Origin of the sequence: Micromonospora chokoriensis (genome assembly GCF_900091505.1) — a bacterium.
GTDB lineage: Bacteria > Actinomycetota > Actinomycetes > Mycobacteriales > Micromonosporaceae > Micromonospora > Micromonospora chokoriensis.
The window spans coordinates 5666160-5679402 of record NZ_LT607409.1; the positions used below are offsets into that span (position 1 = coordinate 5666160).

The window sequence follows — 13243 nt, forward strand, 5'->3', positions numbered from 1 at the left end:
TTCACGAGGCCGAAGCGGCCTTCGTCGCGGCGCCGTTGCGGGCGGCCTTACGCGCCGACGGGGCGTCCGCCGCCGCGTCCAGGTCGACCGGCAACTGGTCGGCCTGCGAGTACGCCACGGCAGCCTTGACGAACGACGCGAACAGCGGGTGCGGGCGGGTCGGGCGGCTCTTCAGCTCCGGGTGCGCCTGGGTGGCCACGAAGAACGGGTGCAGGCTGCGGTCCAACTCCACGAACTCGACCAGCCGGCCGTCCGGGGAGGTGCCGGAGATGTGCAGACCCGCCTTCGTCAGCGCGTCCCGGTAGGCGTTGTTCACCTCGTAGCGGTGCCGGTGCCGCTCACTGATCTCGGTGCTGCCGTACGCCTCGGCGACGAGCGAGCCCTCGGTCAGCGTCGCCGGGTACGCCCCGAGCCGCATGGTGCCGCCCAGGTCGCCCTTGCCGGCGACGATGTCCTCCTGGTCGGCCATCGTGGCGATCACCGGGTGCGCCGCCTTCTCGTCGAACTCCGCCGAGTTCGCGCCGTCCAGACCGGCCAGGTGACGGGCCACCTCGATGGTCATGCACTGCAGGCCGAGGCAGAGGCCGAGCAGCGGGATGCCGTTCTCCCGGGCGTACCGGGCGGTGCCGATCTTGCCCTCGATGCCGCGGACGCCGAACCCACCGGGGATGAGGATGCCGTCGACGCCCGCCAGGGCCGCCGCCGCGCCGGCCGGGGTGACGCACTCGTCGCTGGGCACCCACGTGAGCTGCACCCGGGCCCGGTGACCGAAGCCGGCCGCGCGGATCGCCTCGCTCACCGACAGGTACGCGTCCGGCAGGTCGACGTACTTGCCGACCACCGCGACGGTGACCGTGTGCCGGGGCCGGTGCACCCGCTCCAGCAGGTCGTCCCAGCTGGTCCAGTCCACGTCCCGGAACGACAGGCCGAGTCGGCGCACCACGTACGCGTCGAGCCCTTCGCGGTGCAGCACCTTCGGGATGTCGTAGATGCTCGGGGCGTCCGGTGCGGCCACGACCGCCTCGCGGTCGACGTCGCAGTACAGCGACAGCTTCTCCTTGAGCTTCTCCGGGATCTCCCGGTCACAGCGCAACACGATGGCGTCCGGCTGGATACCGATGTTGCGCAGCTGCGCCACCGAGTGCTGGGTCGGCTTGGTCTTCAGCTCACCCGACGGCGCCAGGTACGGCACCAGGGAGACGTGCAGGTAGAAGCAGTTGTCCCGGCCGAGGTCGTGGCGGACCTGACGGATCGCCTCCAGGAACGGCAGCGACTCGATGTCGCCGACGGTGCCACCGACCTCGGTGATCACCACGTCGGGGAGCTGACCGTCCTCGTCCGGGTCGGCCATCGCCAGGATCCGCGACTTGATCTCGTTGGTGATGTGCGGGATGACCTGGACGGTGTCGCCGAGGTACTCGCCGCGCCGCTCCTTGGCGATCACGTCGGAGTAGATCTGACCCGTGGTGACGTTCGCCTTGCCGGACAACGCCCGGTCGAGGAACCGCTCGTAGTGCCCGACGTCGAGGTCGGTCTCCGCGCCGTCCTCGGTGACGAAGACCTCACCGTGCTGGAACGGGTTCATCGTCCCCGGGTCGACGTTCAGGTAGGGGTCGAGCTTCTGCATCACCACACGCAGCCCGCGCGCGGTCAGCAGGTTGCCGAGGCTGGAGGCGGTGAGGCCCTTACCCAGCGAGGAGGCGACGCCCCCGGTGACGAAAATGTGCCTGGTCGTCCGTGCTGATGGGGCCAAGGCCTGCTCCCGTGTCGTCTGTCGCGGTCATGCAGACCGCCGTGCTTGATCAGCAAAGTGATCACGCGATCCACGGGATTCGACGGTAACACCTCCCGGACGGGTACTCGCAGGCCGCACCCCAGCTGCGACACCCGCGGGTCATCCGGCGCTCAGGAAGCGGCAACCTCGGTCGATGACCGGGTGGCCTGCCGGGGCGCCACGGCGGACCCGCCCGCGGGCGGCTCCGCCGGGCCGTCCGGGCCTGCGGTCGGGGCGTCCGGGGCCGGGGCCGCCGCCGGTGCGCTCGCGGGCGGGCCGCTGACCGGCCGGGGATGGGCCGCACCCAACGGCCCACCGCCGGTCGGGATGTCATCCCCACCGGTCGGGCCGACCCCGCCGGAGCCCGAGTCGTCGTCGGCGCCGCTCTCACGGAACCGGCCCGGGACCGGACGGGTACGGTCCGCGGCGTGCCCGAGCACCCGCAGCGAGGCCAGGACAGCCATCGGCACCAGCACCGCGGCGGCGGCGCCCATCACGTCCAGCGCCGCGCCGTCGAGCAGACCACCGAGCACCGCGGCGACCACCGTCCCGCCCAACGCGGCCCGGACCGCCGGGTAGATGCCGAACAGCCGCATCAACCCACCCCACGGCTGCAACAGGGCGAACCACACCAGCAACCCACCGGTCAGCGCCAGCACCGTCAGCGGGCTGTTGACCAACGTCTCGAAGTTCTCCGTGCTGGACCGGTGCACGGTGAACCCGCCGGTGCCGTCACCGAGCGCGGAGAGGAACCGCCCCAGGCTTCCCCGCTCCGCCGGCGGGCGACGCAGGTCCACCACACCGAAACCGATACCCACCGCCAGGGCGGCCATCGCGGCCCACGCCAACCGGCTGATCGTCAACCAGCCACCGGCGCTGATCACCGCGGCGACGCTCACCCCGGCGGTGAGCGCGATCGCGCCGACCGGATCGGCGCCCAGGTACGGGCTGCCGACCACCACCACGGCGAGACCACCCACGGCCACCGTCACCGCCGGCCGCCACCCCCTGGGCACCCGTTGGGCGAGCCACCCCCCGGCGAGCAACGCCCCGGCCAGGAACACGCCCAACCCCACCGTGCTCAGCCCGGAGTACCGGCCGCCCTGCAACGCCGAGTAGCCGACCACACCGTTGAGCTGCAGGCGGGCCCCGGTGAGCACGTCCAGCCCGACGACCAGTGCGGTGAGGCCGGCCACCGCGCCGAGCGGGCCGAGGGTGCCCGCGTACCCGGGGGCGAACCGCACCGCCGCGGTGCCCGCCGCCACCAGCAGCGCGGTGACCCCGGCGAAGATCCACCCGGGGTGGTCGCCCTGCCACCAGGGCACCGCGTCGGCCAGCAACGCCGCCGGCACCGTCACCGCCACGGCGACGAGCAGCAGCTCCACCACCGCCACGATCCGCCCGGAGACGGGGTTCGGGCCGGTCGGCCCGGCGTGCGGGCGGGCCCGGCGCAGCAACGGCAGGATCCCGAGCGCCAGCAGCACCTGCACCCCGGCCAGCACCGCGAAGAACACCCCGGAGACGTCACGCTGGGCGGCCGCCTCCCGATCGGCGTCGGCCGGCGCGTCGATCGCCTCGGCCAGGTCGGCGGGACGACCACCGACGCTGACCGCCGGACGGCCCAGGAAGAGCCGCTCCGGCATCGGCCGACCCAACGCGGCGAGGGCGGTCGGCGCGAGGTCGACCAGTTGCAGGTAGCCGTCGCGGCCGGTGCTGGCCGAGGTGAGCCAACCCCGCTCCCAGCCCGGCCCGTGCGCGACTGCCACGTGCAACCGCGACGACTGGGCGGTGTCGGAGATCCCCGCGACCAGCACCAACGACCGCGGTGGCCGGGCCGCCAGCACCCGGGCCAGCTGCGCGTCCGCCGCCCTGACCTCCGCGGCGCGGGTCGCCGCGTCGGTCCCCTCGACAGTGCCCAGGTCGACGATGCTCAGCACGCAGGCGCCGAGCAGCGGCCGCGGGTCGGCGGGCAACGCCGGGGCGTACCTGTCGACGCGGCCGAACGGGCGGGCGGCGGCCACCGCCGCACCCGGGCCCACAGCGACCGAGCAGCGCACCGACTCCGACAGCGAGCCGGGCAGAGCGCCCCACGGCAGGCGCTGCTGGTTGTGCTGGACCACGCTCTCCTGATCGGGCAGGTTCGCGCCGATGCCGTCCGGTTGTTCGACGGTCACCCCCGCCTTCGGGCAGCCCTCCGGCGAGCGGCTGCCGTTCCACGCGGCGAAGCTGCCCGCTCCCACTGTCAGCCAGCCGTCCACCGGGCAGGTGGGTCGGTGTGCGGAGCGCACCGACAGGGAGCCGATCGACCCCTCCTGGGCCATCCGCCACAACGTCGGGGTGCGCTGCGGGTCCACGTCCTCCCAGCGCAGCCCCGCGACCCCGGCCAGCACCACGAAGTCGGCGGTGCGTCGCGGGCTGTCCTGCGGCGGGCGCGCGGCGAGCGCGGCGACGCCCAACGACACCACGAGGATGGTCAGCAGGGCGGGGGTGATTCGGCGCAGCATCACCGGTGTCCCGTTCTGGGGGCGTCGGAGCCCGGGGTGGCCGCCGGGCCGGCGCGGTCGGCGGCCAGCTCGGCGTAGAGGGCGGCCAGAGCGGCCACGGTGTCGGTCTCGGTCGGCCACGTCGCCGCCCGCTGCGCGCCACGCCGGCCCAGCTCGGCCCGGGCCGCCGGGTCGTCCAGCAGCGCCCGCACCGCCGCGTCGACCGCGTCGACGTCGCCCGGCGGGATCAGCGTGGCGGCGTCGCCGACCAGGTCCGGCAGCCCACCGACGGCGGTCGCGACCAGCGGCACGCCGGCGCGCAGCGCCTCCTGGGCGAAGAGTTGCCGGGCCTCCCAGTCGCTGGTCACCACCGCCAGGTCGGCGCCGGCGAGCAGGTCGGCCACGTCGGTGCGGTGCCCCAGCAGGGTCACCGGGGCACGGGCCGCGGAGGTCCGCGCGGCCAACGGCAGATACGCCGGCCCGCTGCCGGCGATCACCACGACCGGCGGCGGGGTACGCGTACGCCACCGGGCCGCCGCGTCGATCAGCACGTCGTAGCGCTTCTGCGGGTGCAGCCGACCCACCGACAGGATCAACGGCTGGTCCGGGCGCACCCCGAACTCGGCGCGGACCGCCGCCGCGCGTCGACTCGGCGCGGGCAGCGTCGGCGCGGCGACCGGGGCGAGCCGGGCGTCGGCGGCGCCCAGCGCGGCGGCCCGCCGCACCAGGTCCTCGGAGGCGCCCAGCGCCACCCGCGCGCCCCGGGCCACCACCCGCTCCACGAGCCGGGACACCCCGCCGCGCAGACCGCCCGCGAGCACCGCGTTGTGCCAGGTGACGATCAGCGGCGCGGTGGGACGGGCCAGCACGGCGACCAGCCCGGCGCGCAGGCCGTGGGCGTGCACCACGTCGACCCCGGAGGTGGTGAGCACCCGGCGCAGGGCGAGCACCGCCCGGGCGTCGGCGGGCGTCGGGCTGGCCGGGATCTCCACCGGCGCGAAACGCGCACCGACCCCGGTGAGGTCGAACTGCTCCTGGGTCGCCGCCGGCCCGCAGACCAGGACGGTGGCACCGCCGGCGACGAGGCCACGCGCCACCGACCGCACGTGCTGGCCGACCCCGCCGGTGCTGGACGCGAGCACCAACGCGACAGTGCCCGACCACCCGGCGGACAGAGCTGGCTCACTCATCGCGCCGCCGTCTCCTTCCCATCGTCCCGCTCCGGGGAGACCGCACCGGCCGTCGGACCGCCGCCCCGACCTCCGCGTCGACGCAGACGCCGCAGCACCCCGGCGAGCAGTGGCGCCACGTCCCGCCGGTCGACGAACCAGACCACGGCGAGGAACACCGCCCCGACCAGAACCCCGGACAGCATGCCCTGACCGAGTGCCGCCGCCATCGTCGGGGTGCCGCCGTCCGACGAGTCGAGCCAGCGGCTGAGCCCCCACCCGGCGAGCGCGGCGAGCACACCGGCCAGCACACCGGCGCCCGAGGCCCGTGCCGCGCCGGCCAGCGCCGGCCGCCCGGCGCTGCGCCGCACCGCCAGGAGCAGCAACGCCCCGAGCACCAGCATCCCCACCGAGGTGGCGGACGTGACCGCGAACACCCGGTCCCGCAGCGGCAGCAGCGCGCCGAACAGCACGACGACGGCCGGCACCACCAGGAAGCCCACAGCGGTGGCCGCCGTCGCCGCCCGGGTCTCCCCTCGGGCGTACAGCGCCCGGGTGAGCACCGCGAAGAGGCCGTAACCGACCAGCCCGGGGGCGTACCCGATGATCGCGGCGGCGGCCGTCGACGCGGTGGACGCCGGGAAGAAGAAATACCCGACCGGCCCGGCGGTGCCGATCAACGCGGCGGTGCCGAGGAAGCTGAACAGCAGCACCCCCCGCACGGCGGGTGCCAGCGTCGCCCGGTAGGCACCCTCGTCACCGGCGGCCCGTGCCGCCGCCAGCGTCGGGTACGCCGCGACCGCCAACGGCACCGCCAGCACCGCCCACGGCAGCAGGTAGACGGTCTGCGCCAGGTTGTAGACGCCCGGGTTGCTCCGCGCTCCGGCGGTGACCTGGTTCAGGCTGACGATCAGGGCGATCTGCTGGGTGGTGACGGTGACCGCGCCGGCCACCGCCAACCCGCCGACCCGGGCCCGCGCGTCGGCCGGGAACCCGAACCCGGGCCGCATCCCCAGGCGCAGCCGGCTGACCGGGATGAGCAGGGACAACGACAGCACCACCACGCCGAGGGTCGTACCGACCGACAACAGCAGCTCACCGCCCCGACTCACCCCGCCGACCGTCGCGTTGCGCCCCTGCGTCGCGGTGAACCCCAGGTAGACCACGATCACGGTGAGGCTGGACAGCAGCGGCGCGAGCACCGGCCAGGCGAAGCGCCGATGCGCCTGCAACACCCCGGTGAGCACGATGCCCACCCCGTACAGCGGCAACTGCGGTGCGAAGATCCGCAACATCCGGATGCCGCTCTGCTGCTGGGCGGCGGTCAGATGGTGCCCGAGCGACTCGACCACCGGCCCGGCGAGCAGCACCACCAGCACCGCGAGCGGCACCAGCAGGGCCAGCGTCCAGGTCAGCAGCGCGCCGGTGGTCCGGGCCACCGTCGTCCGGTCGCCGGCCGCGACAGCGCCGGCCAGCAGCGGTACGACGAGGCTGGCCAACGCGCCACCGGCGACGATCTCGAAGATGAAGTTCGGCACCGCGTTGGCCACCACGTAGGTGCCGCCGAGGTCGGTGTTGCCGAGGCTCCAGGTGAACAGGGCGGTGCGGCCGAAGCCGGCCAGCCGGCTGGCCACGGTGAGGACGGCGATGAGCGCGGCTGCCCCGGCCAGCCGGCCGGCGCCGGCGAGGGGGGCCGGTCGGGTCACGTCAGTCGGCGCGTCGGCCCAGTGCGTCGAGCTCGCGCAGCCCCGGGGTCCGCTGGATCACCGCCGTGAAGCTGACCTTCTCACTGGCGGCGGTGAGCCCGGCGAGCACCGCGAGCAGACCGGCCCGGCCGAGCGGGCCGGTACGGGCGGCGAGCGCGACACCCAGCAGCGCCCCGAGGGCGTTCGCCCCGCTGTCACCGAGCATCACGTCCTCGCCCAGGTCGTCGCGGAGCAGACCGGCGGCGGCACCGGCGGCACCCGCGGCGATCCCGCCGTGCGGCCCACCGGTCAGCGGCGCGGCGAGCAGCAGCCCGGACTTGATGGCCCGGCCCGGCCGCAGGTCGAGCAGGTTGAGCAGGTTGGCCGTGCCGGCGATGACCCCGGCGCCCAGGAGCACGTCGACGCCCCGACCGACCGCGCCGTGGCGCTGCCGGCGCGGGTGCGCCGCGACCCGCTGGTCGGCGGCCAGCAGCGCCGCCGCGCCCAGGCCGGCGGCACCCACCCCGGCCACCTTCACCAGGCCGGCGGTGACCCGCCCCTCACGCAGCGCGGCGAGGTGACCAGCGAAACCCTTCGCCGCCTTCTGTTCCGGCCGCGCGCCCACCACGTCGTCGTACAGGCCGACGGCACCCGCCCCGAGGCCGGCGACCAGCGCCGCCCCACCGGAGGGGCCGCTGGTGGCACCGAACGCGCCGACGGCCGCCGCACCCGCGGCGAGCGCCGGCCCGGCGGCCAGGCTGACCGTGCGGCCCCGGAAGTTGGTGCGCTCCAATGCCGGCCCCGCCGGCGAGGTGCGGACCTCACGCAGCGCGTACCGGGCCGCCGCGGCGCCGGCGCCGACGAGCAGCAACCGACCAAGCATCCTCATGCCGCCACCCTGCCGCGTGTCAGGCCCGCTCGCTCGCGCACGTCGATTACGGACACCGGAGTACGTCGTTCGCTCACTGGGGCAGTTTAGGCAGCAGGGACGGCGCGTTGTCGCCGACGCCGTACTGCCCGGCCTTCTTCTCGGTGAGCTGCTCCACCAGGGCGAGGCTGGTGACCAGCTGACCCTGCACGGTGTTGGCGTTGTCGACCGTCGAGATGGTCTGGGCGAGCACCGGGTCACCACGGACCACGGACACCAGGTTGCCGCCGACGGAACCCTTCCCGGCCACCACGATCGACCCGGTCCGGTCGAACTGCTCGGCGATCTTGACGACCGACTCGTCCCGCTTCTCGGAGTCCTTGTCGACGTACGGCTGGCCACTGACCACCACGACCGCCTCCGCCGAGCCGGTGACCTTGTTGTTGTCGGTGGTCAGGTAGCCGGCGTTGTTGTAGGCGGCGAGCACCGCCCGCCGGTCGGCGTCACTGACCGGCGCGACCCCCTGGGGACGGTCCAGCAGGACGCTGGCCAGCAACGCGCTGGACGTCTCCACACCGTGCCCGTTGCCCGGCAGGCCGGTGGTCTGGGCGGTCGGGCGGGCGGCGGTGACGGCCAACTCCAGCAGGTTGGTGTTGTTGTCCGGGTTGATAAACTTGTCCTGCAACTCGACCCGCCCGGTGAGGGTGGCGCCGGCCTGCTGGAGCTTCTTGAGCACGCCCTCGGTGTGGTCGCGCCCGTTGGGCAGCGTCAGCACCAGCACGCGGCGCCCGGTCAGGGTGCCGGGGAGGATGACCTGCGAGATCTCCTCGGCGAAGTCCTCCTCCAGCGCGAGCTGCTTCTCCATGTTGTTGACCTGCTGGCGCCAGTTCTGGTTGTCCTTACGCAGCCCGGTGACCTGTCCCTCGAGCGAGTCGGCGACCGGGCCGTTGAGGGCGGCTGTGCCGACCACCAAGCCGATCGCCAGAGCCAGGAAGACCGCGGTGAGGGACACCACGTGGTAGCGGAAGTTGATCACGCTTGCAGCCTCTTGATCGGTCGGGAACTAGAAGAGCCGGTACAGCTGGAACACGAGATTGTCCCACCACTCGGCGACCACGCCGAGGTACGCCTTCCCGACTGTCGACACGGCCACCGCGGACGCCATCGCCGCGATCGCCGACAGCACCAGCAACAACAGGGACGAACCGGAGATGCTCTGCCGGTAGAGCCGGCTCACCCCCTTGGCGTCGACCAGCTTGCCACCGACCTTGAGCCGGGTCAGGAACGTCGAGGCCATGCCACCACGCCCCTTGTCCAGGAACTCGACCAGCGTGGCGTGGGTGCCGACCGCGACCAGCAGCGAGGCGCCCTTCTCGTCGGCCAGCAGCATCGCCAGGTCCTCGCTGGTCGCCGCGGCGGGGAAGGTGATCGCCGGGACGCCGAGACCGTTGACCCGGGGCAGGCCGGGCGCCCGCCCGTCCGGGTACGCGTGCACGATCACCTCGGCGCCGCAGCGCAGCACGTCGTCGGTGACCGAATCCATGTCCCCGATGATCATGTCGGGGGTGTAGCCGGCCTCGACCAGCGCGTCCGCCCCACCGTCGACGCCGATGAGCACCGGTTTGAACTCCCGGATGTACGGGCGCAGCACGTCCAGGTCGGCCTTGTAGTCGTACCCGCGCACCACGATCAGGCAGTGCCGACCCTGCATCTGGGTCTCGATGTCCGGAACGCCCACCCCGTCGAGCAGCAGGTCGCGCTCCTGGCGCAGGTAGTCCATCGTGTTGGCGGCGAACGCCTCCAACTGCACCGACAGACCCTCCCGGGCGTCGGCCATCGCCTTGGCGACCGACTCGGCGTCCTGGAGGCTGCCGTGGGCCACCGGCTCGTCACCGGCGAAGACCGTGTTGCCCTCGATACGGACCTGGTCGCCCTCGCGGATCCGCTCGAAGACCCCCTCGCCGAGATCGTCGAGCAGCGGAATGCCGGCGGCGATCAACACCTCCGGCCCGAGGTTCGGGTAACGGCCGGACACCGAGGGCTTCGCGTTGAGCACCGCCCCGACACCGACAGCGACGAGCGAGTCGGCCGCCACCCGGTCCAGGTCGACGTGGTCGATGACCGCGATGTCACCGGGGCGCAGCCGGCCGACCAGCCGTTTCGTCCGGCGATCAAGGCGCGCGGTGCCGAGGACTCTGCCCGGCTCGGGGTTCCGGTTCCGGCGCAACGTGGGTAGACGCATCGTGACCATCCTGGCATGTGAGGCAGGCTTTTCTGTCGCGACATGCCTGAGCAGGGCCGCCTACCCAGGGAAGCACACGTCGGCACAAGCCGGTGTGCTTGCGCTCACAATACGCGGCGTCACAGCCGCCTTTCCTTGGCGGCCACGGCCAGAAGCTCCTCGGCGTGAGCGATACCCAGATCCGAATCCGGCAAACCCGCCAACATCCGGGCCAGCTCCCGAGCCCGCTCGGTGTCCTCCACCACCCGCACACCGCTGGTCGTCACCGCGCCACCGGTGTCCTTCGCCACCACCAGGTGCCGGTCGGCGAACGCCGCCACCTGCGGCAGGTGCGTGACGACCAACACCTGGTGACTACGCGCCAACCGGGCCAACCGCCGACCGATCTCCACCGCCGCCTGACCACCCACACCCGCGTCGACCTCGTCGAAGACCAACGTGGGCGGGCCGCCCGACCCGGCGAACACCACCTCGATCGCCAACATCACCCGGGACAACTCACCACCGGACGCCCCGCGCTGCAACGGCAACGACGGCGCGCCCGGGTGGGCCAGCAACCGCAGCTCCACCTCGTCACCGCCGTCCGAGGTGACACCCACCTCGACCCCGTTGACCGACAACGTCGGCTCGGCCCGCCCCGCCGGGCGCGGCAGCACCGCCACCTCGATCCGCGCGTGCGGCATGGCCAGCCCGGCCAACTCCACGGTGACCTGGTCGGCGAACCGCAGCGCCGCCTCCTGCCGGGACGCCGACACCCGCCCGGCCAGGTCCGCCACCTCGACCGCGAGGCGCTGACCCTCACGCTCCAACTCGTCCAACAGGTCGTCGGAGGTGTCCAGGTCGGACAGCCGCGTCCGCGCCCGGTCAGCCCAGGCGATCACCCCGTCGACGTCGTCGGCGTACTTACGGGTCAGGGCACGCAACGCCGCCCGCCGCTCGTAGACGTGCTGCAACCGGGCCGGGTCCGCGTCGAGCGTCGCCAGGTACGCCGACAACTCCGCCGACACGTCGGTGACCAGGGTCGCCGCCTCCTCCAGGCGCGACGCCAGGTCACCCAGCGCCGGGTCGGTGCCCGCCTGCGCCTCCAGGGTCCGCCGGGCGGTGCCGAGCAACGCCGCCGCGTCCGGTGTCTCGTCGGTGGCCTCCGCGCCACCGGCCACACACTGCTGGGCGATCTGCGCGGCCGTCCGCAGCCCCTCGGCGTGCTCCAGCCGCTGCGCCTCGGTCTTCAGCTCGTCGTCCTCACCGGGCTGCGGATCGACCCGGGTGATCTCGTCGAGACCCAACCGCAGCAGGTCGGCCTCCTGGTTGCGCTCGCGGGCGTTGCGCCGCCGGTCGGCCAGGTCGTCGACCACCCGCCGCCACCCCGTGTACGACTCCCGCAACGCGTCGAGCAGCTTCTCGTGCTCCGGGCCGGCGAACCGGTCCAACGCGGCCCGCTGCTCAGCCGGACGCAGCAGGCGCAACTGGTCGGACTGACCGTGCACGGCCACCGCCTGCTCGCCGACCTCACCGAGCATCGACACCGGCATGCTCCGACCGCCGACGTGGGCGCGCGAGCGCCCCTCCACCGTCACCGTGCGGCTCAACAGCACCGAGCCGTCCTCGTCGGGCTCCCCACCGGCCTCGGTGATCCGCGCGTGCACGGCGTCGGCGACCCGCCCGAGCAGACGCAACCGCCCCTCGACCACCGCCCGACCCGGCTGGGCACGAACCCGCCCGGCGTCGGCCCGGCCGCCGAAGAGCAGACCGAGGCCGGTGACCACCATCGTCTTGCCCGCACCGGTCTCGCCGGTGATGACGTTCATCCCGCCGGTCAACGGCAGCGTGGTGTCGTCGATGACGCCCAGTCCGGTGATGCGCAGCTCTTCCAGCACAGCCACCGACAGTAGACGCGAGGGGCGACAGTTGACCAGCCGACGGGCCCCGGCGCGGCCGGCATCCGGCCGACGTACAGTTCTGCCCCGTGTTGGACGTGATCGGCCTGACCTCGGCTGAGGAGGAGCTCTACCGCTGCCTGCTCCAGCTCACCGCGGCGCGCGTCGACGACCTGGCCCGTCGCCTGCACCGGCCGCGCGAGCAGGTCGTCGCCCAGATCGAGGCGCTGCGCGCCAAGGGACTGGTACAACCCACCGACATCGACCCGGACGCGCCCCTGCTCCCGACCGCCCCGGACGTCGCCCTCGGCGGCGCGTTGCTGCGCCGCCAGGAGGACCTGGAGGCCGCCCGGCACCGGGTCACCCAACTCGCCGAGGAGTACCGGTCCGGGTTGCGCCGGCACCACGTCGACCACCTCGTCGAGGTGATCGTCGGAGCCCGGGTCCTCCGCGACCGCCTGCGCGACCTGCAGAACTCGGCGCGTACCGAGGTGCTGTGGTTCTGCCGCGCCAACCCCCTGGCCATGGCCGGCCCGGAGAACGTCGAGGAGTTCGACGCGCTGGCCCGCGGGGTCAGCTACCGCGCCGTCTACGAGCGTGACCTGCTGCTGGAACCGGGAGCGTTGGCCGACCTGGCCAAGGGCGTCGCCGCCGGCGAGCAGGCCCGGGTGCTGGACCGGCTGCCCGTCCGACTGGCCATCGTGGACGCTAGCACCGCCATCTGCCCGCTGGTGCCCGACCGCGACGGCGGGGAGCCGAGCGCCGCCGTGATCGGCCGCAGCCAACTGCTCGACGCGCTGCTCGCCCTCTTCGAGAGCCACTGGCGGGTCGCCACCCGACTGCGCCTCGACGGTCCCCTCACCGTCGCCGCGCCCGAGGGTCGGCGGCCGGACCCCGAGGACCGACCCGGCGACGGCTACCAGCCCGACGCCGACGAGGCACGACTGCTGTCGTTGTTCGTGGCCGGCGTCCCCGACAAGTCCATCGCCTCGCAGCTCGGGGTGAGCCGCCGGACCGTGCAACGACGCATCGCCGACCTGATGGCCGCCGCCGGGGTGGACACCCGACCCGGGCTGGCGTTCCAGGTCGCCCGACGCGGCTGGCTCTGACCGCCCGGAGCCGGGGCGGGGCGGCCCACGGCCACC

9 protein-coding genes are annotated in these 13243 nt (G+C 73.8%); 1 reads left to right on the forward strand and 8 read right to left on the reverse strand.

Annotated elements, in window-relative coordinates; genetic code table 11:
- Position 1 precedes the first annotated feature (1 nt).
- From GA0070612_RS25675 to recN, 8 genes are all read right to left on the reverse strand, one after another.
- Positions 2-1753: a CTP synthase gene (locus GA0070612_RS25675; RefSeq protein ID WP_088990247.1), complete on the reverse strand. Its 1752-nt coding sequence runs from the start codon at positions 1751-1753 to the stop codon at positions 2-4.
- Positions 1754-1905: 152 nt separating this feature from the next.
- A complete protein-coding gene (locus GA0070612_RS25680; RefSeq protein ID WP_088990248.1) occupies positions 1906-4278 on the reverse strand; it encodes a hypothetical protein in 2373 nt (790 codons plus the stop codon).
- Positions 4278-5447 carry a glycosyltransferase family 4 protein gene (locus GA0070612_RS25685; RefSeq protein WP_088990249.1) on the reverse strand — a complete coding sequence of 390 codons (1170 nt, stop codon included), beginning with the start codon at positions 5445-5447 and terminating at the stop codon, positions 4278-4280. The genes GA0070612_RS25680 and GA0070612_RS25685 overlap by 1 nt, the downstream gene beginning before the upstream one ends.
- Positions 5444-7132 carry a murein biosynthesis integral membrane protein MurJ gene (murJ, locus tag GA0070612_RS25690; protein ID WP_088990250.1) on the reverse strand — a complete coding sequence of 563 codons (1689 nt, stop codon included), beginning with the start codon at positions 7130-7132 and terminating at the stop codon, positions 5444-5446. Before murJ ends, GA0070612_RS25685 begins: the two co-directional genes overlap by 4 nt.
- A 1-nt stretch (position 7133) precedes the next feature.
- Positions 7134-8000 (reverse strand): hypothetical protein, encoded by an 867-nt coding sequence (locus tag GA0070612_RS25695; RefSeq protein WP_088990251.1) that lies wholly within the window; start codon positions 7998-8000, stop codon positions 7134-7136.
- Positions 8001-8073: 73 nt separating this feature from the next.
- Positions 8074-9015, reverse strand: a complete 942-nt coding sequence (locus GA0070612_RS25700) for a copper transporter (protein ID WP_088990252.1) — start codon at positions 9013-9015, stop codon at positions 8074-8076.
- Between the two features lie 27 nt (positions 9016-9042).
- The gene (gene steA / locus GA0070612_RS25705; protein ID WP_088991766.1) at positions 9043-10221 is read right to left on the reverse strand and encodes a putative cytokinetic ring protein SteA; all 1179 of its coding nucleotides are present in this window, start codon (positions 10219-10221) and stop codon (positions 9043-9045) included.
- Positions 10222-10340: 119 nt separating this feature from the next.
- Positions 10341-12098 carry a DNA repair protein RecN gene (gene recN, locus GA0070612_RS25710; protein WP_088990253.1) on the reverse strand — a complete coding sequence of 586 codons (1758 nt, stop codon included), beginning with the start codon at positions 12096-12098 and terminating at the stop codon, positions 10341-10343.
- An 89-nt stretch (positions 12099-12187) separates the two neighbouring features.
- Between recN and GA0070612_RS25715 the strand changes: the two genes are divergently transcribed.
- Entirely contained in the window at positions 12188-13207 is a 1020-nt protein-coding gene (locus tag GA0070612_RS25715) for a helix-turn-helix domain-containing protein (RefSeq protein ID WP_088990254.1), read from the forward strand.
- The last annotated feature ends 36 nt before the right edge of the window (positions 13208-13243 follow it).

Bases quoted from the DNA above. Each gene is read 5' to 3' on its own strand.
- steA (WP_088991766.1), bottom strand. From the start codon at position 10,221: ATGCGTCTACCCACGTTGCGCCGGAACCGGAACCCCGAGCCGGGCAGA.
- GA0070612_RS25695 (WP_088990251.1), bottom strand. From the start codon at position 8,000: ATGAGGATGCTTGGTCGGTTGCTGCTCGTCGGCGCCGGCGCCGCGGCG.
- GA0070612_RS25685 (WP_088990249.1), bottom strand. From the start codon at position 5,447: ATGAGTGAGCCAGCTCTGTCCGCCGGGTGGTCGGGCACTGTCGCGTTG.
- GA0070612_RS25680 (WP_088990248.1), bottom strand. From the start codon at position 4,278: ATGCTGCGCCGAATCACCCCCGCCCTGCTGACCATCCTCGTGGTGTCG.